Annotated in this window: 22 protein-coding genes; 13 read left to right on the top strand and 9 right to left on the bottom strand. The window is 69.1% G+C overall.

All coding sequences use genetic code 11. The features are described 5' to 3' along the window. The first annotated feature begins 13 nt into the window (after window positions 1-13). The gene (locus IEV96_RS07415; RefSeq protein ID WP_188510002.1) at window positions 14-955 is read left to right on the top strand and encodes an aldo/keto reductase; all 942 of its coding nucleotides are present in this window, start codon (window positions 14-16) and stop codon (window positions 953-955) included. Window positions 956-1037: 82 nt separating this feature from the next. Beyond that, window positions 1038-1661 carry a hypothetical protein gene (locus IEV96_RS07410; RefSeq protein WP_188510001.1) on the top strand — a complete coding sequence of 208 codons (624 nt, stop codon included), beginning with the start codon at window positions 1038-1040 and terminating at the stop codon, window positions 1659-1661. On the opposite strand, the gene IEV96_RS07405 is transcribed toward IEV96_RS07410, so the two are convergent. Continuing rightward, window positions 1654-2727, bottom strand: coding sequence for a GNAT family N-acetyltransferase (locus tag IEV96_RS07405; protein ID WP_188510000.1), 1074 nt, complete (start codon window positions 2725-2727; stop codon window positions 1654-1656). The genes IEV96_RS07410 and IEV96_RS07405 overlap by 8 nt on opposite strands. Continuing rightward, window positions 2724-3809: a GNAT family N-acetyltransferase gene (locus IEV96_RS07400; RefSeq protein ID WP_188509999.1), complete on the bottom strand. Its 1086-nt coding sequence runs from the start codon at window positions 3807-3809 to the stop codon at window positions 2724-2726. The genes IEV96_RS07405 and IEV96_RS07400 overlap by 4 nt, the downstream gene beginning before the upstream one ends. Window positions 3810-3939: 130 nt before the next feature. Here IEV96_RS07400 and smc point away from each other — a divergent pair, with 130 nt between their 5' ends. Then, window positions 3940-7491, top strand: a complete 3552-nt coding sequence (smc, locus tag IEV96_RS07395; protein WP_188509998.1) for a chromosome segregation protein SMC — start codon at window positions 3940-3942, stop codon at window positions 7489-7491. A 331-nt stretch (window positions 7492-7822) separates the two neighbouring features. On the opposite strand, the gene IEV96_RS07390 is transcribed toward smc, so the two are convergent. Together IEV96_RS07390 and IEV96_RS07385 are read right to left on the bottom strand one after the other, a co-directional pair. Next, on the bottom strand, window positions 7823-8389 hold the full coding sequence (locus IEV96_RS07390) for a histidine phosphatase family protein (protein ID WP_188509997.1): 567 nt from the start codon (window positions 8387-8389) through the stop codon (window positions 7823-7825). Between the two features lie 14 nt (window positions 8390-8403). Beyond that, entirely contained in the window at window positions 8404-8994 is a 591-nt protein-coding gene (locus IEV96_RS07385) for a hypothetical protein (protein WP_229733131.1), read from the bottom strand. A 53-nt stretch (window positions 8995-9047) separates the two neighbouring features. Between IEV96_RS07385 and ftsY the strand changes: the two genes are divergently transcribed. Beyond that, a complete protein-coding gene (ftsY, locus tag IEV96_RS07380; RefSeq protein ID WP_188509995.1) occupies window positions 9048-9926 on the top strand; it encodes a signal recognition particle-docking protein FtsY in 879 nt (292 codons plus the stop codon). Between the two features lie 5 nt (window positions 9927-9931). Continuing rightward, window positions 9932-10228 carry a hypothetical protein gene (locus tag IEV96_RS07375; RefSeq protein ID WP_188509994.1) on the top strand — a complete coding sequence of 99 codons (297 nt, stop codon included), beginning with the start codon at window positions 9932-9934 and terminating at the stop codon, window positions 10226-10228. Between the two features lie 6 nt (window positions 10229-10234). Here IEV96_RS07375 and IEV96_RS07370 read toward each other — a convergent pair whose 3' ends face one another. Together IEV96_RS07370 and IEV96_RS07365 are read right to left on the bottom strand one after the other, a co-directional pair. Next, entirely contained in the window at window positions 10235-11104 is an 870-nt protein-coding gene (locus tag IEV96_RS07370) for an HAD family hydrolase (protein ID WP_188509993.1), read from the bottom strand. A gap of 38 nt (window positions 11105-11142) precedes the next feature. Further along, window positions 11143-11664: a gamma carbonic anhydrase family protein gene (locus IEV96_RS07365; RefSeq protein WP_188509992.1), complete on the bottom strand. Its 522-nt coding sequence runs from the start codon at window positions 11662-11664 to the stop codon at window positions 11143-11145. A gap of 60 nt (window positions 11665-11724) precedes the next feature. On the opposite strand from IEV96_RS07365, the gene ffh reads away from it, so the two are divergent. Then, window positions 11725-13335: a signal recognition particle protein gene (ffh, locus tag IEV96_RS07360; protein WP_188509991.1), complete on the top strand. Its 1611-nt coding sequence runs from the start codon at window positions 11725-11727 to the stop codon at window positions 13333-13335. Between the two features lie 25 nt (window positions 13336-13360). Continuing rightward, the gene (locus IEV96_RS07355) at window positions 13361-14164 is read left to right on the top strand and encodes an LLM class F420-dependent oxidoreductase (protein ID WP_188509990.1); all 804 of its coding nucleotides are present in this window, start codon (window positions 13361-13363) and stop codon (window positions 14162-14164) included. 4 nt (window positions 14165-14168) lie between these two features. Here the strand turns inward: IEV96_RS07355 and IEV96_RS07350 are convergent, their stop codons facing one another. Further along, complete coding sequence (locus tag IEV96_RS07350; protein WP_188509989.1) at window positions 14169-15299, bottom strand: glutamate--cysteine ligase; 1131 nt, start codon at window positions 15297-15299, stop codon at window positions 14169-14171. Between the two features lie 120 nt (window positions 15300-15419). Here IEV96_RS07350 and IEV96_RS07345 point away from each other — a divergent pair, with 120 nt between their 5' ends. The 5 genes from IEV96_RS07345 to trmD all read left to right on the top strand — a co-directional run bounded on the left by IEV96_RS07345 (window position 15420) and on the right by trmD (window position 18560). Beyond that, on the top strand, window positions 15420-16355 hold the full coding sequence (locus IEV96_RS07345) for a DMT family transporter (protein ID WP_188509988.1): 936 nt from the start codon (window positions 15420-15422) through the stop codon (window positions 16353-16355). A 180-nt stretch (window positions 16356-16535) separates the two neighbouring features. Continuing rightward, the gene (gene rpsP, locus IEV96_RS07340) at window positions 16536-16967 is read left to right on the top strand and encodes a 30S ribosomal protein S16 (RefSeq protein ID WP_188509987.1); all 432 of its coding nucleotides are present in this window, start codon (window positions 16536-16538) and stop codon (window positions 16965-16967) included. 5 nt (window positions 16968-16972) lie between these two features. Then, window positions 16973-17209 carry an RNA-binding protein gene (locus tag IEV96_RS07335; protein WP_188509986.1) on the top strand — a complete coding sequence of 79 codons (237 nt, stop codon included), beginning with the start codon at window positions 16973-16975 and terminating at the stop codon, window positions 17207-17209. 4 nt (window positions 17210-17213) lie between these two features. Beyond that, entirely contained in the window at window positions 17214-17852 is a 639-nt protein-coding gene (gene rimM / locus IEV96_RS07330) for a ribosome maturation factor RimM (RefSeq protein WP_188509985.1), read from the top strand. Between the two features lie 3 nt (window positions 17853-17855). Beyond that, a complete protein-coding gene (trmD, locus tag IEV96_RS07325; RefSeq protein ID WP_188509984.1) occupies window positions 17856-18560 on the top strand; it encodes a tRNA (guanosine(37)-N1)-methyltransferase TrmD in 705 nt (234 codons plus the stop codon). A 51-nt stretch (window positions 18561-18611) separates the two neighbouring features. Here trmD and map read toward each other — a convergent pair whose 3' ends face one another. Both map and IEV96_RS07315 read right to left on the bottom strand, forming a co-directional pair. Further along, window positions 18612-19391 (bottom strand): type I methionyl aminopeptidase, encoded by a 780-nt coding sequence (gene map, locus IEV96_RS07320; protein WP_188509983.1) that lies wholly within the window; start codon window positions 19389-19391, stop codon window positions 18612-18614. Window positions 19392-19440: 49 nt separating this feature from the next. Continuing rightward, the gene (locus IEV96_RS07315; RefSeq protein ID WP_188509982.1) at window positions 19441-20082 is read right to left on the bottom strand and encodes a TetR/AcrR family transcriptional regulator; all 642 of its coding nucleotides are present in this window, start codon (window positions 20080-20082) and stop codon (window positions 19441-19443) included. 52 nt (window positions 20083-20134) lie between these two features. Between IEV96_RS07315 and IEV96_RS07310 the strand changes: the two genes are divergently transcribed. Then, entirely contained in the window at window positions 20135-20635 is a 501-nt protein-coding gene (locus IEV96_RS07310; RefSeq protein ID WP_188509981.1) for an MFS transporter, read from the top strand. Window positions 20636-20699: the final 64 nt, after the last annotated feature.

The raw sequence follows: 20699 nt of genomic DNA, 5'->3' as shown, positions 1-20699 counted from the left end.
GGTTGGCCCCCTCATGACAAAAATCGGCACCTCAGACCTCGACGTCTTCCCGCTCGTGCTCGGCGGCAATACCTTCGGCTGGACCTCCGACGAGGCGACCTCCCACGCCGTGCTCGACGCTTTCGTGGCATCCGGCGGCAACTTCGTCGACACCGCCGACGGCTATTCGTCGTGGGTGCCCGGCAACTCGGGCGGGGAGTCCGAGACGATCATCGGCAGCTGGTTCGCGAAGAGCGGCCGGCGCGACTCGATCGTGCTCGGCACGAAGGTGAGCCAGCACCCCGACTTCCAGGGGCTCGGCGGTGCCAACGTCCTCGCGGCCGCCGACGCGTCGCTCGCGCGCCTCGGAACCGACTACATCGACCTCTACTACGCGCACTTCGACGACGCGTCGACCCCGCTCGAAGAGACGGCGTCGGCGTTCAACGACCTCGTCGTCGCGGGCAAGGTTCGCAACATCGCCCTCTCGAACTACACGGCGGCACGCGTCGCCGAGTGGTTCGACATCGCGCAGCGCAACGGCTTCGTGCTTCCCGTCGCGCTGCAGCCGCACTACAACCTCGTGCACCGCGAGCCCTTCGAGAGCGAATTCGGCGCCATCGTCGCCGAGAAGCAGCTCGGCGTCGTGCCGTACTACGCGCTGGCCAGCGGGTTCCTCACCGGCAAGTACCGCACGGCCGACGACCTCGGCCAGTCGCCGCGCGGCGGCGGACTCGGCGGCCTCCTGAACGAGAGCGGCCTGGGTGTGCTCGCGGCGCTGGACACGGTGGCGGCCGCCCACGGGGTGGCCGTGGCATCCGTGGCCCTCGCCTGGCTGCGCACCCGGCCCGGCGTCGTCGCGCCGCTCGCGAGCGCGCGCACGACCGAGCAGCTGTCCGATCTCGTCGCCTCGGCGACGCTCGAGCTGACGGCCGACGAGATCGCCGCGCTCGACGCCGCCTCGGCGAAGGTCTAGGCACCGACCGCACGTGTGCCTCGTCGCACACTCAGCCGAAAGTCTGATGTGCGACGGCGCCAAGTCGGGCTAGCGTTCGAGGGTGAGAACACCTCGAATGCTGCCCGCCGTCGCGCTCGCGCTGCTGGCACTCGCGGGCTGCACCTTCGTCGGGCCGGTCGAGCTGAAGCCCGAGAGCGAGCCCTACACGATCAAAGATGGTGCCGTGCTTGCCGCGCTGGGCGAAGTGCCGGAGGGCGAGCCGATGACGCCCGAGCGGGAGGCCGACTTCATCGCCCGGTTCCAGAATTACCGATGGTCGATTGTGACGCAGTCGTACCCCGACGCGGTTCGACCGACTGTCACGGTAGCTGACACCACCGGCGCCGGTGTCTCCGCGTGCGTTTCCGACGGGCTCCAGTCGAGCGAGCAGGTCGCCCTCGCAGACTACGTGTGCTTCGCGCAGAATCCGCCAGTGCCGACCTCGATGCTTTCGTCCGCGCAGGCCGGCTACCTATACGACTACTGGACCGGCTTCGTGGTGCCCTGTTACGCCGAGCACGGTTTCGAGATATCGGCGGACCCGCCCGTCCGCGAGCGGTTCGTCGCCGAGTGGCCGTTCCAAAACTGGGCGCCCACGCTGGCGAACCGGGGCGGGGAAGACGCCGTCGCGGCACTGGCCGAGCTCGAGCAGTTCTGCCCTGGCGTGCCCGACGAACTCAGCTGAGCACCTTTTTCCACGCCCCCTCGTAGCCCCACGGCACAAAACCGAGCGCGTCGTTCAGCTGCAGCATGTGCCGGTTCTCCTCGGCGGCGAAGGACAAGACCGACGGATGCCGCGGCTCGAGATCTCCGAGTCGCAACAGGTTCGCCGTCTTCAGCAGCATTCCCAGCCGGTGCCCGCGGTGTTCCTGCAGCACGATCGTGTCTCCCTGCGTGACCGCACGTGAGGGCTCGGCCGGAACGTCGAGTTCGGTGTAGCCGGCCGCCTCACCGGTCGGCTGGTACTCCACGAGGGCGGTGAGGCGGGTGCGCGGACTCGCCTCGAGGTAGTCGTCTTCGGCCCGCACCCGGTCGACCGTCCAGGCCGAGGTGTCGGGTTCGAGACCGCCCTGCGGGGCGTCCGTCGCCAGCCGGCCGCGTAGATCGGCGATCTGCAGCAGGTGTTCCGGCGGCGTGCGGCCGGTCCAGTAGTGCATCCGGTAGTCGACACCGGCGTCGGCCGCAGCCCGGACGAACAGCCGATGCATGGCGCTGCGGTCCGCCGGAAGCCCGAGCCGGCTCATCCGCGCCACCTGTTCCAAAGCGAAACCCCGCGCGAGCAAGAAACGCGAGCCGTCGTCGTCGCGCGCCACCGAGCCGAACCCGGTGGGCGCCACGATGCGCTCGACCGAGTCGCTCGCGCCCTGGATGACGAAGCCCTGCAGCACCGGGTGCCGCGCGGCCGCGGCCATCGACTCGACGCGCTCGTAGAGCGCCGAGCCGATGCCGTGCCGGCGGAAGCGCCGCAGCACCTCGACGGCGATCCACGCCAGGGGCGTGCCGAGCGGCAGCTCGATGACCGCCCGCGCGACGATCCGTCCCTCGACCCTGGCCACGAGCATCCGCTTCTCTTCGAACGCCTGCGCGTGCCAGCTGGGCAGCAGCTCGTCCGGCCGCACGGCGAGGTCGGAACAGCCGGTCACCTCCACGCCGACCCGGTTGCGCACGCGCGTCATCTCGATGAAGTCCCCGGCGTCCGGCGCGTCGATCGACGCCGGGATCACGAGTTCTCCGATCGAGAAGGCGGTCACGACAGCCGCTTCCTCCAGGCGCCCTCGTAGCCGATCGGCACGAAGCCGAGGTCCTCGTTGACCTGCAGCATGTGCCGGTTCTCCTCGGCGTTGAAGGTGATCACCGACGGGTACCCCGGGTGGTGTTGGTGCAGGGCGGCCAGGTTCGCGACCTTGAGCAGCATGCCCAGCCGGTGACCGCGGTGCTCACGCAGCACGAGCGTGTCGTACTGGCCCACCGAGCGGGCGGTGTCGGAGGGCAGCGACAGCACGGTGAAACCGACGAGGCGTCCGGTGGGAACGTGCTCCACCGCCGCCGTGAGGGAGGTGCGCGGGCTGGCCGCCTGACGTTCGTCGTCGGCCGAGACTCTCGTCGCCGTCCACACGTCTTCGGGTTCCTCGAGTCCCGCCGAAGGCGCATCCGTGCTCATGCGGGTGTACAGCAGCGCGAGGTCGTCGAGCCAGCGCTCGGGCGTCGCGCCGGTCCAGTAGTGCACGGAATAGTCGGCGCCCGAGGCCGCGGATGCCCCGGCGAACGCCGCGCGCAGTTCGCCGTCGTCGAGCGGCAAAGGTAGACGACTCGCCCGCTCGATCTGCTCGAGCCGGTATCCCCGGCCGAGCAGGAAGCGCACCTCGCCGTTGTCGCGCGGCACCGAACCGAATCCGGTGGCGGCGTCGAGGCGCTCGCCGGGACCGTCGGGGGAGGCCACGTAGACGAGCAGGCGGTCGCGTCCCTCGTCGCGCGCGACCCGCTCGATGAACTCGGCGATCGCCGTTCCGATGCCCCGCCCGCGGAAGTCGGGGAGCACCTCGACGGCACCCCACGCCACGGCGTCGCTGCCCTCCTTGCCCACGTTGGTCTCGTAGAAGCCGCGACCGACGAGGCGCCCGTCGATGCGCACGCCGAAGAGGCGACGCGGGGAGTTCTCGGGGTCGAGCCAGAACGGCAAGGTCTCGACGGCCGTCATCTCCAGTTCGTGCGTGCCGTAGGCGAGGGCCTCGACGAGGTTGCGCAGCTCGATGGTCTCGACGAAGTCGGCCGCGTCGGGCGAGTCGATGGTCTGCGGTACGACGAGCTCTTCGACGGTGAAGGTGGGTGTCATGAACCCAGTCTCTGCGCAGTCGCGAGCGCAGCACAACGCTCTGGGCACAACGCCGTTGGCGCGGCACGACCGGCGCAAACCCGGCGATCCGGTACCGTTGAGCCAGACTTCAGGCCGGAAGGGAGGGCTCGTGTATCTGAAGAGCCTCACCCTCAAGGGTTTCAAGTCGTTCGCACAGCCGACCACTTTCGCCTTCGAACGCGGTGTCACCTGCGTCGTCGGTCCCAACGGCTCGGGCAAGAGCAACGTCGTCGACGCGCTCGCCTGGGTGATGGGCGAGCAGGGCGCGAAGACGCTGCGCGGCGGCAAGATGGAAGACGTCATCTTCGCCGGCACCTCGACCAAGGGTCCTCTCGGGCGCGCCGAGGTCATTCTCACCATCGACAACTCCGACGGCGCGCTGCCGATCGAGTACGCCGAGGTGTCGATCAGCCGCACGCTGTTCCGCAACGGGGGCAGCGAGTACGCCATCAACGGCTCGTCGGTGCGTCTGCTCGACGTGCAGGAACTGTTGAGCGACTCGGGCCTCGGACGCGAGATGCACGTGATCGTCGGCCAGGGGCAGCTCGACGCCGTTCTGCGCGCGAGCCCCGAGGAACGCCGCGGCTTCATCGAAGAGGCCGCCGGCATCCTCAAGCACCGCCGCCGCAAAGAGAAAACGCTGCGCAAACTTGACGCGATGCAGGCCAACCTGACGCGACTGAGCGACCTCGCCGGGGAGATCCGCCGCCAGCTCAAGCCGCTCGGGCACCAGGCGGAGATCGCCAAGGAGGCCCAGTCGATCGCGAGCATCGTGCGCGACGCGAAGGCCCGCCTGCTCGCCGACGAGGTCGTCGAACTGCGTGCCGCGATCACGGCCTCGAGCCGCAGCGAGAGCGAACGCAAGACCGAGCGCATCGTGCTGCAGGAGCAGCTCGACCAGGCCAAGCTGCGCGAGCACCGGCTCGAGCAGGCGCAGGTCGGCGATGCCGTCGACGCCGCCCGTCGCGTGGCGTTCGGCCTCGAGTCGGTGCAGGAGCGGCTGCGCAACCTCTACTCGCTCGCCAACCAGCGGCTCGCGCTGCTGGGCCAGCAGTCCGAGGTCGCCGAATCCGCTCCCGGAGTGACCCCGGCGATGGTCGCCGAGGCCCGCGACGAGGCCGAGCGGCTCACCGAGACGATCGGCGACGCGGAGACCGGCTGGCGCGAGGCGCAGGCCGCCACGGTCGAAGCCCGTGCCACCCTCGACGCTCTCGACGAGGAGATCGCCCACCAGAGCTCGCTCGTCTCGCGCCACGACCTCGAGATCTCGAAACTCACCGGCCAGGCCGCCACCGCCGCGTCCCGGTTGGCCGCCGTGCGCGGCGAGGTGCTGCGCCAGCAGAACGCGCTCGACGCCGCCCGTGAGCGCGGCTCGGTAGCCGCCGCCAATCTCGCCGAGATCGAGGGCGCCGCCACATTGAACGACGCGAGCGAGACCGACCTCGACGCGCTCTACCAGACGGCGCAGGCCGAGGTCGTCGCGGCCGAAGCCGACATCGACCGGCTGCGCGAAGAGCTGCACGGCCACGAACGCGAACGGGACGCGCTGAACGCCCGCGTCGGCGCCCTCTCGCTCGCCCTCGACCAGAAGGACGGCTCGAGCGCCCTCGTCGCCGCGCGCCTGCAGGGCATCCGCGGCCTCGTCGCCGAACACGTGCAGGTGCGGCCCGGCTACGAGGCCGCCGTCGCCGCCGCCCTCGGATCGCTCGCCGATGCCGTGCTCGCCGACGACCGCTCGGCCGGCATCGACGCTCTCGCCCACGCGCAGGCCGGCGAACTCGGCCGGGTGGAGCTCGTGCTCGCCGGTTCCGACCCGGAACACGGCTTCGACGCAGTACTGCCCGCGGGCGCCGTGACCGCCCACAGCGTCGTCACCGCTCCAGACGGCGTGCTCGGCCTGTTGGCCAACGTGGTCATCGCCGACGATCTCGACGTCGCGCGTGACGTGTGGGCCGGCGTCGGGGAGGGCGCATCCGCGGGGCTCACGGTCATCACCAGGGCGGGCGATCTGCTCAGCCGGCTCGTGCTCAAGGGCGGCTCGGGCGCCAAGCGGTCACGGCTCGAACTCGTCGCCGACCGCGACGCGGCCCAGCACCGTCTCACCGAGGTGCTGTCGCTCATCGAACGCGGCCAGTTCGCCCTCGCCGAGCAGCGCGGAACCGTGAAGGTCGCCAAAGAGCAATCCGTGCGCGCGCTCGCGAGCCTGCGCGAGTTCGACTCCCAGCTCGCCGCCCAGACCGAGCGCCTCAACCGCGCGCGGGTGCAGGTCGAGGCCGCCGAGGCCGAGGCGGAACGACTGGAACGCGGGCTGGCGCTCGCCGCAGACGCGGTGACGGATGCCGTCGGTGCGGTCGAACGGGCGCAGCAAGAACTCGAGACGGCCCAGTCGCGGCCACGGCCGATCCTCGACGTGGGAGCGCGCGAGGGCATCGACGCCGAACTCGACGCCGCCCGCGAGCGCGAGATCGAAGCGCGCCTGCAGGTGGAGACCGCGCGTGAACGCGTGCGCGCACAGGAACTGCGCGCCACCCAGCTCGCCGCGCAGCTCGAGGCCGAGCGCGCCGCGGCCGAGGAAGCCGCCCGCCGCGCCGTCATCCGCCGCCGGCAGGTGCAGTCGGCGCAGGGTGTCATCGCGGCGCTGCCCGCCGTGCTCGATTCGGTCGACCGCTCGGTATCGGCGGCCCGCCTCGAGCTCGCGACGGCCGAGGCCGCCCGCAGCGCCCAGAACGAGGAGCTCGCCGAGCTGCGCAGGCAGGGCCACGAGCTGCGCGACAGGCTGACGACCGTGAGCGAGAACGTGCACGGACTCGAGATGCAGATCTACGAGAAGAAGCTGCACCTTTCGACACTTCTCGAGCGGGCGGGCGAAGAGCTCGGCCTGGTCGAAGACGTGCTCGTGGCCGAGTACGGGCCCGAGCAGCCGGTGCCCGACGACTACACGACCGGCGACGAACAGGGCGACGGGGTGCCCTTCGTGCGGGAAGAGCAGCAGGGCCGCCTCGCGCGCGCCGAACGCAAGCTCGCCCAGCTGGGCCGCGTGAACCCGCTCGCGCTCGAGGAATTCGCCGCGCTCGAGCAGCGGCACAGGTTCCTCACCGAGCAGCTCACCGACCTGACGAACACCCGCGCCGACCTCATCACGATCATCGAGGAGATCGACGACAAGATGCAGGACATCTTCGCCTCGGCCTTCGAAGACACCCGCGCGGCGTTCGACACCGTGTTCCCGGTGCTGTTCCCCGGCGGAACCGGCAGCATCCACCTCACCGACCCCGAGAACCTGCTCACCACGGGCATCGAGGTGTCGGTGCGGCCCGCCGGCAAGAAGATCGAGCGGCTGTCGCTGCTGAGCGGCGGGGAGCGGTCGCTCGCGGCCGTCGCGCTGCTGATCGCGATCTTCAAGGCGCGCCCCAGCCCGTTCTACATCATGGACGAGGTGGAGGCCGCCCTCGACGACGCCAACCTCGGCCGCCTCCTCACGATCTTCGAAGACCTGCGGGCCACCTCGCAGCTGATCGTCATCACGCACCAGAAGCGCACGATGGAGATCGCCGACGCGCTCTACGGCGTCTCGATGCGCGCGGACGGCATCAGCGCGGTCATCGGCCAGCGCGTCGCGAAAGAAGAAGCGCAGGTCGACGAGGTCGAGGTCGCGAGCTAGCCGCGATCATCCGCCCCGCTTTTGGTCACCAGCTGCGCTATTCGCGGCGAACATGAGCACTTAGCGACTAAAAGCGGGCCGCGGATGCGCCCGGGGCTCGCCCGCTCGACCCGACCGCGGTGCGACCTGTCACGATCGGGGCTCTAGCGGGTCGTTGTCGCCCCGATCGTGACAACTCGCGGCGCCGCTCATTAGTCGGGAGGACGGGTCGGGCGGCGCGCCCTGACGCTCGCGGCGACGGCGCGGGGCGCATCCGAACCGCTTGTGGTCACTAACTGCTCAATTCGCGGCGAACTAGCGCACCTAGCGACCAGAACGCACCCAAACCGACCTAGCCGACGATCTCCGTCAGCGGCTCGTCGTTGACGCTCAGCACGCGCCATGCCTCCCCGTTGCGCTCGAAGGTCGACACCGAGCCGTTGCGGATCTGGTCGAACGGGCGTCCGGCGAGGTGGGCGAGCGTGTAGCGGATGATCGTGCCATGGCACACGATCAGCGTGTTGCGGTTGCCGAACTCGGCGTCGATGCGCTCGAGGGCGGCCTCGCCGCGGGCGACGACCGACTCGAGGCTCTCGAGTCCGGGGTACTGGTGATCGGGCCAACGTTCGGCGATGATCTCCTCGGTAGCGCCCTCGCCCTGGCCGTAGTCGCGCTCCTTCAGCTCGTCGTAGGCCGGGCCGAGTTCGATGTCGAGACCGGCGGCGATGATCGACGCGGTCTCCCGGGCGCGGCTCAGGGGCGAGCTCACGATGACTTCCCAGTCGACGCCCTCGAGCGTCTTCACGGCGTCGCGGGCCTGCTGGCGTCCGGTGTCGTTGAGGGGGATGTCGCTCGACCCCTGCAGCTGCTTGTTCAGGTTCCAGTCGGTCTGTCCGTGACGGATGAATGCGAGGGTCATGCTTCTATCCTGCCTTAGCGGCCTGACGCGAAGATGAACGGCAGCACCGCGGCGGCGGCGATGACCACGGCGGCGACGGCCAGGCTGGCGACGACGGCGTGCGCCTCCCAGAACGACACGGCCGCCGGGAACCGCTTGCGCAGGTCCGCCGACGTGATGAGCCCCGTGACCACGTCGGGGTCGCGCGGGATCGCCGCGCCGATCGCGCCGAGGTCGTCGATCGTCCACAGCCCGGCGCGCAGGCGCAGCAGCGCGCGCCCGTTGTCGCCGAGCAGGAACAGCACCGGTGCGGGCAGCTGGGTGGCGCCGCGCAGGTGCTCGACGAGCACGACCTGCGTCACCGTGGCGGTCGTCAACTGGCGGGAGCGCCCGAACAGGTCGGTGGTCACGATCAGGCCGTCGCCGTACTGCACCTTGGTGTTGCGGAAGTAGAGCCAGATTCCGATGAGCGTCAGCACGAACGCCACGGCGATGACCACCACTCCGGCGGTGAGCATGCCGCCCCGCATACGCGCGAGAATCACGACGACGAGCAGCGCCGCCAGCCCGCATCCGACGAGCACTGATTTGCGGTAGTGCGCCCTCGACGGCGTGACGGTCTGCATGGGCACCACGCTAGCGAACCGGTGCGACGCACGCACGTCGGTAGGCTGGGCGCATGGCTGAACGCTCAACACCGTGGTCGCTGGGCAATGCTCTCAAGGGCATGTTCTCGCGGCCGACCATCGACGAATCCACTTGGGAGGACCTCGAGGACGCCCTCCTCGTGGCCGACTTCGGGCCGGACATCACCGAATCCATCGTCGACGAACTGCGCGCGAGCGTCGCCAGGTTCAAGACCACAGACCCGGCAGACCTCAGGCGGATGCTCCGGGAGACTCTCGAAGAGCGCCTCGCCAAGCACGATCCCACGCTGCACCTCACGGCTCGCCCCGCGGTGGTGCTGGTGGTCGGCGTCAACGGTGTCGGCAAGACCACCACGATCGGCAAGTTCGCCAAGTTCCTGACGACCCGCGACCGCAGCGTCGTGGTCGGCGCGGCCGATACCTTCCGTGCCGCCGCGGTAGAGCAGCTCGCGACGTGGGCGCAGCGTGGGGGAGCCGCGATCGTGCGTCCGCAGCAGGAACGCCAGGATCCGGCATCCGTCGCCTTCCAAACCGTCGAACGCGCACAGCGTGAGGGCTTCGAGATCGCCATCATCGACACCGCCGGACGGTTGCAGACCAAGAGCGGCCTGATGGACGAACTGGGCAAGATCCGCCGCGTGATCGAAAAGCAGACCGAGATCGCCGAGGTGCTGCTCGTGCTCGACGCCACGACCGGTCAGAACGGCGTCGCGCAGGCGGAGGCGTTCATCGAGAGCGCCGGCGTCACCGGCCTCGTCATCACGAAGCTCGACGGTTCGGCCAAGGGCGGGTTCGTGCTCGCCGTGCAGGAGCGCACCGGCATCCCGATCAAGCTCGTCGGCCAGGGCGAGGGCATCAACGACCTGACCGGATTTACCCCGCACGTGTTCGTGCAGAACCTGGTCGGCTGAACCCGGTGGTCTCGCCCGCGATCGCGGCGTCGAAACGCCGGGCCGCCCTCGTCGCGCTCGTGCTCGCCGTCGTGGGCGGCGCGGCGCAGGTGGCCGGCTACACGCTCGGTGAGGGCGACGAGCTCGGGTTCACGATCCTGATGTACTCCGGGGTCTTCGTGGCCGCGGCCGGTGTCATCGTCGCGAGCGCCGCGCTCGTGGGGGACGGCCCGCGGCTGGTGGCACTGACGGCGATCGTCGTGGCGGTCGCGCCCGTGGTCGTGTTACTGGCGGCGACGGCGCTCGCGCCGCCCGTCGACTAGCAGCGGCTACGCGGCGTCGCGGCCGGTGGTGTGCGCGAGCACCGCGCGCATGGCGACGGCCGCCCCGTCGTCGAACACGTCGGGCGCCACGAAGTGGGCCAGTGCGACGACGTCGGCCGGGGCGCTCCCCATCGCGATCGCTGTGCCGACGATGCGGAACATCGACGAGTCGTTTCGCCCGTCGCCGATCGCGGCGACGGCGCCGAGCGGGATGCCCAGCCGCTCGCAGAGCCAACGGAGGGTGGTGCCCTTCGACACCCCGGGGGCGGTCGCGTTGATGAAGACGGCGTCGGGCATGCCGGGGGCCGTCGACTCCTCGGCGGCGAGACCGATCGCCGCGATCTCGCCGACGAGCTGCGCCGTGTGGCGCCCGGAGTAGTCGGCGATCGTCGCCTTGATGATCGTGGTCTCGGCCAACACCTCGTCGGTGACGAGGCCGATCGGGCTGCCCATCATGAGCTCCCACGCGGCTTCGGCGAGCGGGTCGGGGCGGGTGACGTAGTGGCCGTCGTGCGCGTAGAACTCGGCGTAGACGTCGAAGCGCCGGCACACGGCGGCGAGCCGCGCGGCCTGCGCGGCGCCCAGCGCGAAGGTGGTCTCGTGCCCGGTCTGGGTCTGCGCGACCACCTGTGCGCCGTTGTGCACGATGTGCGGTCCGGCCGCGAGCTCGGCGAGGTCGGGCAGCCCGGCGGGCAGCCGGCCGGTCGCGAACGCGAACCTGATGCCCGAGGCGACGAGAGCCCCGGCCGCCTCGGTGACCGCTGCCGACGGCGACTCGGTCAGGCCGAGGAAGGTGCCGTCGAGGTCGGAGACGAACAGTTCGATGGCGGGCGACTGCCATTCGGAGTGGCGGCCGGCGGGAGCGAGTGTCGTCATGATCATTCCAGCGTAAGCCGCGGATGTCGCGGGGCCGGTCAGACTCCGGGGGTGGCGCGATGGGCCGCGCTGAGTTCGAGGTAGTGGCGGGCGTTCTCGACCAGGCCGCCGCGCTCCTCGTCGGAGAGCGCGCGGACCACCCGGGCGGGCACGCCCGCGACGAGCGATCCCGGCGGGATCACCGCGTTCTCGAGCACGACCGCGCCCGCCGCCACGAGCGAACCCGCGCCGACCACGGCCCGGTTGAGCACGGTCGCCCCCATGCCGATGAGGCAGTCGTCCTCGACGGTGCACCCGTGCAGCACGGCGCCGTGCCCCACGCTCACGCCCGACCCGACGGTGAGCACGAGGCCGGAGTCGGTGTGCATCGTGACGTTGTCCTGCACGTTGCTGCCCGCCCCGATGGTGATCGCGTCAGTGTCGCCACGCAGCACGGCGCCGTAGAACACGCTCGCCCTGGCACCCAGCGTGACCGCCCCGACCAGGGTGGCGTTCGGGGCGACCCACGCGGTGGGGTCGATGGACGGCGTCGATTCGCCGAAGGGAACGATGAGCGGCATTCGCCCAGAATATGCCGTGAGTACACGAGACCGCGCGGGCGCGGTTAAACTAGAGCCATCATGGCCACCTTTGGAAATCTCTCCGACCGTCTGTCGGAAACGTTCAAGAACCTCCGCGGCAAGGGCAAGCTGAGCCCGGCGGATGTCGACGGTACAGTCCGCGAGATCCGTCGCGCCCTGCTCGACGCCGACGTCGCGCTCGACGTCGTCAAGGAATTCACCGGCAAGGTGCGCGAGCGCGCCCTGAGCGACGAGGTCTCGAAGGCGCTCAACCCCTCGCAGCAGGTGGTGCAGATCGTCAACGACGAACTCGTCGCCATCCTGGGCGGCGAGGCGCGTCGCATCCAGTTCGCGAAGACCGCGCCCACGATCATCATGCTCGCCGGCCTGCAGGGTGCAGGTAAGACGACCCTCGCGGGCAAGCTCGCCAAGTGGCTCGCCGGCCAGAACCACACCCCGCTTCTCGTCGCCGCCGACCTCCAGCGCCCGAACGCCGTCAACCAGCTGCAGGTCGTCGCGCAGCAGGCCGGCGTCGCGATCTACGCTCCCGAGCCCGGGAACACGGGCGGCGAAGAGGCCGCCCCGAGCCGCGGTTTCTTCGGCGGACCCAAGGCCGGCGACCCGGTCAAGGTCGCCAAAGACGCCGTCAAGTTCGCGAAAGACAAGCAGTACGACATCGTCATCGTCGACACCGCCGGCCGTCTCGGCGTCGACGCCGAGCTGATGAAGCAGGCCGCCGACATCCGCAAGGCGATCGACCCCGACGAGGTGTTCTTCGTCATCGACGCCATGATCGGCCAGGACGCCGTGGCCACGGCCAAGGCATTCCAGGCCGGGGTCGACTTCACGGCGGTGGTACTGACGAAGCTCGACGGCGACGCCCGCGGTGGAGCCGCGCTCTCCGTGGCATCCGTCACCGGCCGACCCATCATCTTCGCGTCGACCGGCGAATCGCTCGACGATTTCGAACCGTTCTACCCCGACCGCATGGCGAGCCGCATCCTCGACCTGGGTGACATCCTCACCCTCATCGAGCAGGCGCAGAAGAACTTCGACGAAGAAGAGTCGATGAAGATCGCGGAGAAATTCGCGACCGACAGCTTCACGCTCGAGGACTTCCTCGCCCAGATGCAGCAGCTCAAGAAGATGGGCTCGATGAAGGCCATGCTCGGAATGCTGCCGGGCGCGAAGGGCATGCGCGAGCAGCTCGACAACTTCGACGAGTCGGAGATCACCCGCACCGAGGCGATCATCCAGTCGATGACGCTCGCCGAGCGCCGCACCCCGAAGCTGCTCAACGGCTCGCGCCGCGTGCGCATCGCCCGCGGTTCCGGCACGACGGTCACCGAGGTCAACGCCCTCGTCAACCGCTTCGACCAGGCCGCGAAGATGATGAAGACCGTGGCCAAGGGCGGCGTGCCGAACATCCCGGGCATGGGCCCGATCCCCGGACAGAAGTTCGGCGGCAACAAGCAGCAGCAGTCGAAGAAGAAGGGCTCGAAGTCGGGCAACCCGGCCAAGCGTGCCGCCGAGAACGCGGCGCTCGCGGCCGGACCGGCTCCGACGGCGGCCAAGGGCAGCGGCTTCGGTCTCGGCGGCGGCAAGCCCGGCGCGACGGGTGCGCCGAGCGAGGAAGAGCTCGCCTCGCTGCAGAAGTTCCTCGGCCGCTAGCCACGCTGCTCTATAGGCTGGCGCAATGACTACCGCTGCCAACCGTCCCGTCCGCATCGGCGCGCAAATCGCGCCCCAGCACGCCAGCTACGCGAAGATCCGCGAGACCGCGGCGGAGCTCGAAGACCTCGGCGTCGACGTGATTTTCAACTGGGACCACTTCTTCCCGCTGCACGGCGATCCGGATGGTCTGCATTTCGAGTCGTGGACGATGCTCGCGGCCCTCGCGGAACAGACCAGCCGGGTCGAGATCGGCGCCCTCGTCAACTGCAACAGCTACCGCAACGCCAACCTGCAGGCCGATATGGCACGCACGATCGACCACATCAGCGCCAAGGAGTCGGGCGTCGGGCGGTTCATCTTCGGTACCGGCTCGGGCTGGTTCGAGCGTGACTACGACGAATACGGCTACGAGTTCGGCACCGTGGGAGGACGCCTCGACGCGCTCGCCGAGAACCTGCCCGTGATCTCAGAGCGGTGGGGGAAGCTCAACCCGGCGCCGACCCGCAAGATCCCGGTGCTCATCGGCGGCGGCGGCGAGAAGAAGACGCTGCGCATCGTGGCCACGCACGCCGACATCTGGCACAGCTTCAGCGACGCGCTCACGCTCGAGCGCAAGCTCGGAATCCTCGAGCAGCACGGCACGGCCGTCGGTCGCGACACGAGCGAGATCGAGATCTCGACCGAGGTCGCCAAACGTTCGGTCGCCGAGGCCGACGAGCAGTACGACCTCGGGGCGCGCCTGTTCACCGTGGGGATCTCCGGTCCGCACTACGACCTCGCGCCGGTGCGCGACTGGCTCTCCTGGCGCGACGCGAAGAACTCCTGACGCCCTACAGCCCGTCGCGCAGCTCGGTCACGAGCGACGCCACCACGGCCTTGAGGCTGCCGGCGTTCTCGGCGGCGACCGCGAGCTGCCGCTGGTAGCTCGCGCCCCCGTTGAGGATCGTCTCGACGCCCCAGAGTTCGTCGAGGCAGCCGAGAGCGGACGCGATCGGGGTCAGCCGCTCGAGGATGGCACGCAGGTCGTCGGTCACGAGGTTCTCGTTTCCCGCCGCATCCTGGATGATGATGGCCTCCATGCCGTACCGGGCGGCGCGCCACTTGTTCTCGCGCACGAACCACGGCTGCAGCGTCGGCAGCCGTTCGCCGCGGTCGAGCTTCTGCGACAGCTCCTCCACGAGACACTGCGCGAGGGCGGCGACCGACGCCACCTCGGCGCTCGTCGACAGTCCGTCGCAGAAGCGGATCTCGACGGTTCCCCACTTGGGCGACGGCCGCAGGTCCCAACGCAGCTCGGAGTAGTCGTCGATCACCCCGACGTGGGTCAGGTCGGCCACGAGGCTCTCGTAGTCGCTCCACTCCTGCAGCTGCGGCGGCAGCCCGGCCGTCGGCAGCTGCTGGAACAGCATCGCGCGGCTGGAGGCGTAGCCGGTCGACTCTCCTGCCCAGAACGGGCTGGAGGCCGAGAGCGCCTGGAAGTGCGGGTAGTAGGGCAGCAGACCGTTGACGATCGGCAGCACCTTGCGCGGGTCGTCGATCCCCACGTGCATGTGCACGCCCCAGATCATCATCTGCCTGCCCCACCACTGGGTGCGGTCGATGAGGGTTGCGTAGCGCTCCTTGCCGGGCGTGACCTCCTGCTGGAACCACTGGCTGAAGGGGTGCGTGCCCGAGCACATCAGGTCGACGCCCATCGGGTCGGTGACCTCACGCACGCGTTCGACGAGTCTGCGCAGGTCGCCGATGGCGCTGCCCACCCGCGCGTGCGGGCCGCTCACGAGTTCGACGGTGTTGGTGAGCAGCTCGCCCGTGACGTGCGGGAAGACGTCGGACGGATCGTTCAACCGTGCGAGCACCTCGGGGCCGGCCGGAGTGAGTTCTCCGCTCGCGTGGTCGACGCACGCGAGCTCCCACTCGATGCCCACGGTCGAGCGCTGCGACGTGGCGAATTCGATGTCCATCCAGTGATTCTGGCAATATTTTGGGGCATCCGCTGCGCGACCCGGCCAAGTTACGTAGATGTACTGCCAAGAGTCCGGATGACGCGTCCGCGTGTCAGACCCCGGCGCTACCGTGAGTGCATGACCGCGTCCCCCTCGCTCCCGCTCGTCACCCGCCCCGCCGGTCCCACGCCGGCGGTCATCGTGGCGATCGTGGTCACGGTGCTCGCGTGGGCCAGCGCGTTCATCGTCATCCGCGGCACCGCTCCCTCTTTCGAGGGCGGAGCCCTCGCCCTCGCCCGGCTCGTCGTGGGCGCTGCCCTGCTGTCGCTCGTGCTCATCGGCAAGCGCTGGGTGGCGCCGACGAGGCGCGAGTGGTTGCTCATCGCCGGCTTCGGAGTCATCTGGTTCGGCGGCTACAACGTGGCGCTGAACATCGCCGAAAAGACCCTCGACGCCGGAACCACGGCGATGATCGTCAACATCGGGCCCATCCTCATCGCGCTCGGCGCCGGGGTGTTCCTGCGCGAGGGCATCCCCAAGTGGCTCGCGATCGGCGCGGGCGTTGCCTTCCTCGGCGTCGTGCTGATCGGCATCGGCACGAGCGGCGCCGGGCTGGGCGACGGCAGCGGGGTACTGAGCACTGGAACTGCGTGGGCCCTAGTCGCCGCCGTCACCTACGCCGCCGGCGTGCTCCTGCAGAAACCGGCGCTCAAGCGCCTGCCCGCCGCGCAGGTCACCTGGCTCGGCTGCGTCATCGGGTTGGTCGCCTGCCTCCCGTTCGCCGGTCAGCTCGTGGCCGACCTGCAGACCGCGTCTCCCGCCGCGATCGCCGGCGCCGTGTACCTCGGCGCCGTGCCCACCGCCCTCGCCTTCAGCACCTGGGCCTATGCGCTGGCGCGCATGCCGGCCGGTCAACTGGGTGTCACGACCTACATCGTCCCGCCGCTCGCGATCGTGCTCGGGTTCGTCGTTTTCGCCGAGATCCCGGCGGTCACGGCCATCATCGGCGGTGCGATCTGTCTCGTCGGAGTGGCCCTGAGCCGGCGCCGCCCCGGTGTGCGCGCCGTCGGGTGAGTCTGCGGCGTCGTCGCTGTTCCCGCATCCGCCATTTATCTGGCAGAATGGTCCGTTGAGTCCTCGCGTGCCCGACCCTCTAATCAGGCGTGCGAAGAATCCCTTAGAGCTTTTGTGCCGAGTGTGCCCCCACGCTCACGGCTAGCAGTTCGCCACCAAAACATTTATCTCAGGAGAATTGTGGCTGTAAAGATTCGTTTGAAGCGCATGGGCAAGATCCGTGCACCGTACTACCGCATCGTCGTGGCCGATGGCCGCACGAAGCGCGATGGCCGTTCGATCGAAGAGATCGGCAAGTACCACCCGACCGAGGAGCCCTCGTTCATCGAGGTCGACTCTGCTCGTGCGCAGTACTGGCTGTCCGTCGGCGCCCAGCCGAGCCCGCAGGTTGAGGCGATCCTCAAGCTGACCGGCGACTGGGGCATCTTCAAGGGTGACAAGAACGCTGTTTCGACCGTCAAGACGAAGCAGCCGAAGGAGGCCTTCGTCTCCGACGAGAAGAAGAAGCCCGTTCTCAAGCCCAAGGCCGAGAAGCCGGTTGCCAAGACCGAGGAGGCTCCCACCGAGGACGCTCCCGAGGCCGCTGCAGAAGCAACCGAAGACAAGGCCTAACAACTATGCTCGCTCCCGCTCTTGAACACCTCGTGAAGGGGATCGTCGATCACCCCGAAGATGTGCAGGTAGCAGCAAAGAGTTCGCCACGCGGCGAGGTCCTCGAGGTGCGAGTGCACCCCGAGGACCTCGGTCGCGTGATCGGCCGCGCAGGCCGCACCGCGAAGGCGCTCCGCACCCTGATCGCGGCCCTCGCCGACGGTCGCAAGGTGCGCGTCGACGTGGTCGACACCGACTTCTAAACCGGTGGCAGCAACACAGTCCAGCAAGTCGCAACTGCGAGTCGGGCGCCTCACGAAGGCGCACGGCCTCAAGGGCGGCATCAAAGTCGAGATGTTCACGGATGACCCGGACGGTCGTTTCACCCCCGGTGCCGTGTTCACGCTCCAGGTTCCCGATTCGTCGGCCTGGCACAACAAGACGATCGAGCTCATCGAGCTCAAGTGGTACAACAGCCACGCCGTCGCCTTCTTCAAGGACGTACCCGACCGCTCGGTCGCGGAGACCCTGATCAAGGCGATCCTCTGGGTCGACCACGACCTCGCCGAACTTCCCGAAGAGGAAGACGCCTGGTTCGACCACCAGCTGCTCGGGCTCTCCGTGCTGCGCGACGGCACGGTCGTCGGCACCGTCACCGCGATCGACCACTTCCCGGCGCAGGACCTGCTCACCGTGAAGACCGACAACGGCGACGTCCTCGTTCCCTTCGTGAAGGCGATCGTCGCGTCGGTCGACGTGAAGGCCGGCACCATGACGGTCACGCCCCCCGAGGGGCTGTTCGAGGAGCTGCCCGACGAGGAGCAGCCCACGGCCGAGAAGCTCGTCGAGTACGTCGACGACTCCGCGCCAGACGAAGGTTCTCCCGCCGCGCCCAGCAAGGGCTGACAGGTGCGTATCGACATCATCAGCATCTTCCCGGAGTTCTTCGGGGTGCTCGACATCTCCCTGCTCGGCAAGGCCCGGGAACGCGGCCTGATCGAGCTCGGTGTGCACGACCTGCGCGACTTCGCGCACGACCGTCATCGCACGGTCGACGACACCCCGTACGGCGGCGGCGCCGGAATGGTGATGAAGCCCGAGCCGTGGGGCGAGGCCTTCGATGAGGTGCTCGGTGGTCCGGGTGCGGGCGCCGAATCATCCGTCGTCGTCTTCCCGTCTCCCGCCGGCGAGCGGTTCACCCAGGCGACCGCCCGCGAACTCGCGCTCGAACCGCACCTCGTGTTCGGCTGCGGCCGCTACGAGGGCATCGACCAGCGCGTCATCGAGCACACGAAGACGCGGCCGGGCGTGCGGGTGCGCGAGATCAGCCTCGGCGACTACGTGCTCAACGGGGGAGAGGTCGCCGTGATGGCGATGATCGAGGCGATCGGGCGACTCGTGCCGGGAGTCGTCGGCAACCCCGCGAGCCTCACCGAGGAGAGCCACGAGGACGGTCTGCTCGAGTACCCCAGCTATACCAAGCCCGCATCGTGGCGCGAGCTGCAGGTGCCGCCCGTGCTGCTCAGCGGCAACCACGGTGCGATCGCGGCATGGCGGCACGACCAGCAGGTCGAACGCACGCGCCGGGTGCGGCCGGACCTGCTGCCGGACTAAACCTCGGTCGCAGGCTCCCTCGGCGCTGGGGTCGCGTAATCGCTGGCGCGATTACCCAAGCTCCACCGCGCGCGCGGTCAGCACCCTCGGGCCGTCGGCGGTGATGGCCACCGTGTGTTCCACGTGGGCGGCCCTGGAACCGTCGGCGCTGCGCAGCGTCCAGCCGTCCTTGTCGGTGTAGATCTTCGACGTGCCGAGCATGAGCCAGGGTTCGATCGCGAAGACCAGGCCCTCGCGCAGCGGGAACCCGCGACCGGGCCGACCGTCGTTGGGCACGTGCAGGTCGCCGTGCATGGTGTGGCCGACGCTGTGTCCGCCGAAATCGAGGTTCACGTCGAAGCCGTCGGCCCGTGCCACCGCGCCGATCGCAGCCGACACGTCGCCCATGCGCCCGCCGGGCTGAGCCGCGGCGATACCCGCCTCGAGGGCGCGCTCCACCGTGTCGATCATCGCGAGGTCTTCGTCGCGCGGCGTGCCGACGACGAGGGTCAGCGCCGAGTCGGCCACCCAGCCGCCCACGGATGCCGCGAAGTCGAGGCTGACGACGTCGCCGTCGCGCAGCGTGTAGTCGAACGGCAGCCCGTGCAGCGCGGCGTCGTTCACCGACGTGCACAGCACCTTTCCGAACGGGGAGGCACCGAACGAGGGGTGGTAGTCGATGTAGCAGCTCTCGGCCTTGCGCTGCCGGATCATGCTGTGGGCGAGCTTGTCGAGGGCCAGCAGGTTCACGCCGACGTCGGTGGCCGCGGCGGTGGCCTCGAGCACGCTCGCCACGAATGCGCCGGCTTCGGCCATCTGATCGACTTCGGCCGGTGTTCGCAGTTCTATCATCGTGCAGCCAGTTTAGGCGAGGACACCGCCGACCACCGGGCTGTGCCGGCTACTGGCCTTCCCGGCGGTAGGGCTCGAGTACTTCACGCACCACGAAGCGGGCCTTGGCGAGGTAGCGCTCGTCGCCGTTGCGGTCGACGCGGAAAGCGCGCTGCATAAGCGCCGACGCGATCTCGATGGCGACGTCGAGGTCGAGCTCGAACTCTTCGGTCTGCGGCAGTTCGTAGCGCGCGGTCAGGAACTGCACCAGGTTGGTGGCGAGCTCCTTGTTGGCGTTGGTCTGGCCGTCGATGAAGCGCTCGTCGATGACGTCGCCGAAGTGCAGGGCGCGGAAGCCGGGCTCGCTGCGGGTGAGGTCGGCGTAGATGTCGAGAATGGCGTCGAGCTCGGAGAGCCAGCCGCCCGGGTTCTCTTCGATCGTGACGAAGACCGCACTGAGGAAGCGCTGCATGTTGCGGGCGGCGAGGGCGCGCAGGAGCGACTGGATGTTGGGGAAGTAACGGTAGACGACGCCGACGGAGGAGTGGGAGCGCGCGGCGACATCGCTCGTGGTGAGGCCGTCGATGCCCTTCTCGTCGATGAGCGACGCGGCGGTGTCGAGGAGCAGGGTGATGCGCTCGCTGCTGCGCTGCTGCACGGGTTCAGTGCGGACGCTCGCAGAGTTCGGGAGAAGTGCCGATTGGTCTTTCATTGCTACAAATACCTCGTATTCGTTACGCGCAAACTGAGGCTACCCTAAAAACATGGTTCTTCGTCGCGCGCTTTACTATTGGCAGTTTATCGGCGCCCTTGCGCTGCCGATCTGGGTGTTGATCGGCCGTGGCATCGTCCAGGCAGATCAGGGGTGGGACTTCGTCTTCTATCTCGTGGTGTGCCCGGTGCTCTGCCTCGTGATGCTGGCCGTGGCCGGGCTCACCGTCGCGCGCAAGTCGGTGCGGGTCGCGCGTGCGGTCTCGTGGCAGGATGCCGCCATCGTCGGCGTCTGGCACCTGTCCATTATCACGTATGGATTCCTCGCTTTCTCCGGACTGGCCATCGTCATCGTGCTCGTGAGCGTGATCGCGTTCTGGAACGCAGTCTGGCTGCTCTTTAGGGAGACCCGGTCGCGGGTGAAAGAGGCCCTGTCGTTGGGACCGATCGACGGCGGAACGTACGTCGCCGACAGTTACGATCCCGCCGTGGACCAGGGACGCGTGATCATCATCAACCCCGACGGCAGCAGGGAAGACCCGCCCGCGCGCTGAGCCGGGTCGCGAGTGGCCGAGAACCGCGCCGATATGCAACAATTGATCTTTGTGCTTCCGCACG

The organism is Conyzicola nivalis (assembly GCF_014639655.1).
GTDB classification, from domain to species: Bacteria; Actinomycetota; Actinomycetes; order Actinomycetales; family Microbacteriaceae; genus Conyzicola; species Conyzicola nivalis.
Note: the sequence above shows the minus strand (reverse complement) of the source record. Positions and strands in the feature narration are given on the sequence as shown.

Coding starts and splice junctions, on each gene's coding strand:
- IEV96_RS07415 (WP_188510002.1), top strand. CDS start 14: ATGACAAAAATCGGCACCTCAGACCTCGACGTCTTCCCGCTCGTGCTC.
- IEV96_RS07400 (WP_188509999.1), bottom strand. CDS start 3,809: ATGACACCCACCTTCACCGTCGAAGAGCTCGTCGTACCGCAGACCATC.
- IEV96_RS07390 (WP_188509997.1), bottom strand. CDS start 8,389: ATGACCCTCGCATTCATCCGTCACGGACAGACCGACTGGAACCTGAAC.
- IEV96_RS07385 (WP_229733131.1), bottom strand. CDS start 8,994: ATGCAGACCGTCACGCCGTCGAGGGCGCACTACCGCAAATCAGTGCTC.
- ftsY (WP_188509995.1), top strand. CDS start 9,048: ATGGCTGAACGCTCAACACCGTGGTCGCTGGGCAATGCTCTCAAGGGC.
- IEV96_RS07370 (WP_188509993.1), bottom strand. CDS start 11,104: ATGACGACACTCGCTCCCGCCGGCCGCCACTCCGAATGGCAGTCGCCC.
- IEV96_RS07365 (WP_188509992.1), bottom strand. CDS start 11,664: ATGCCGCTCATCGTTCCCTTCGGCGAATCGACGCCGTCCATCGACCCC.
- ffh (WP_188509991.1), top strand. CDS start 11,725: ATGGCCACCTTTGGAAATCTCTCCGACCGTCTGTCGGAAACGTTCAAG.
- IEV96_RS07355 (WP_188509990.1), top strand. CDS start 13,361: ATGACTACCGCTGCCAACCGTCCCGTCCGCATCGGCGCGCAAATCGCG.
- IEV96_RS07350 (WP_188509989.1), bottom strand. CDS start 15,299: ATGGACATCGAATTCGCCACGTCGCAGCGCTCGACCGTGGGCATCGAG.
- IEV96_RS07345 (WP_188509988.1), top strand. CDS start 15,420: ATGACCGCGTCCCCCTCGCTCCCGCTCGTCACCCGCCCCGCCGGTCCC.
- IEV96_RS07335 (WP_188509986.1), top strand. CDS start 16,973: ATGCTCGCTCCCGCTCTTGAACACCTCGTGAAGGGGATCGTCGATCAC.
- map (WP_188509983.1), bottom strand. CDS start 19,391: ATGATAGAACTGCGAACACCGGCCGAAGTCGATCAGATGGCCGAAGCC.
- IEV96_RS07315 (WP_188509982.1), bottom strand. CDS start 20,082: ATGAAAGACCAATCGGCACTTCTCCCGAACTCTGCGAGCGTCCGCACT.
- IEV96_RS07310 (WP_188509981.1), top strand. CDS start 20,135: ATGGTTCTTCGTCGCGCGCTTTACTATTGGCAGTTTATCGGCGCCCTT.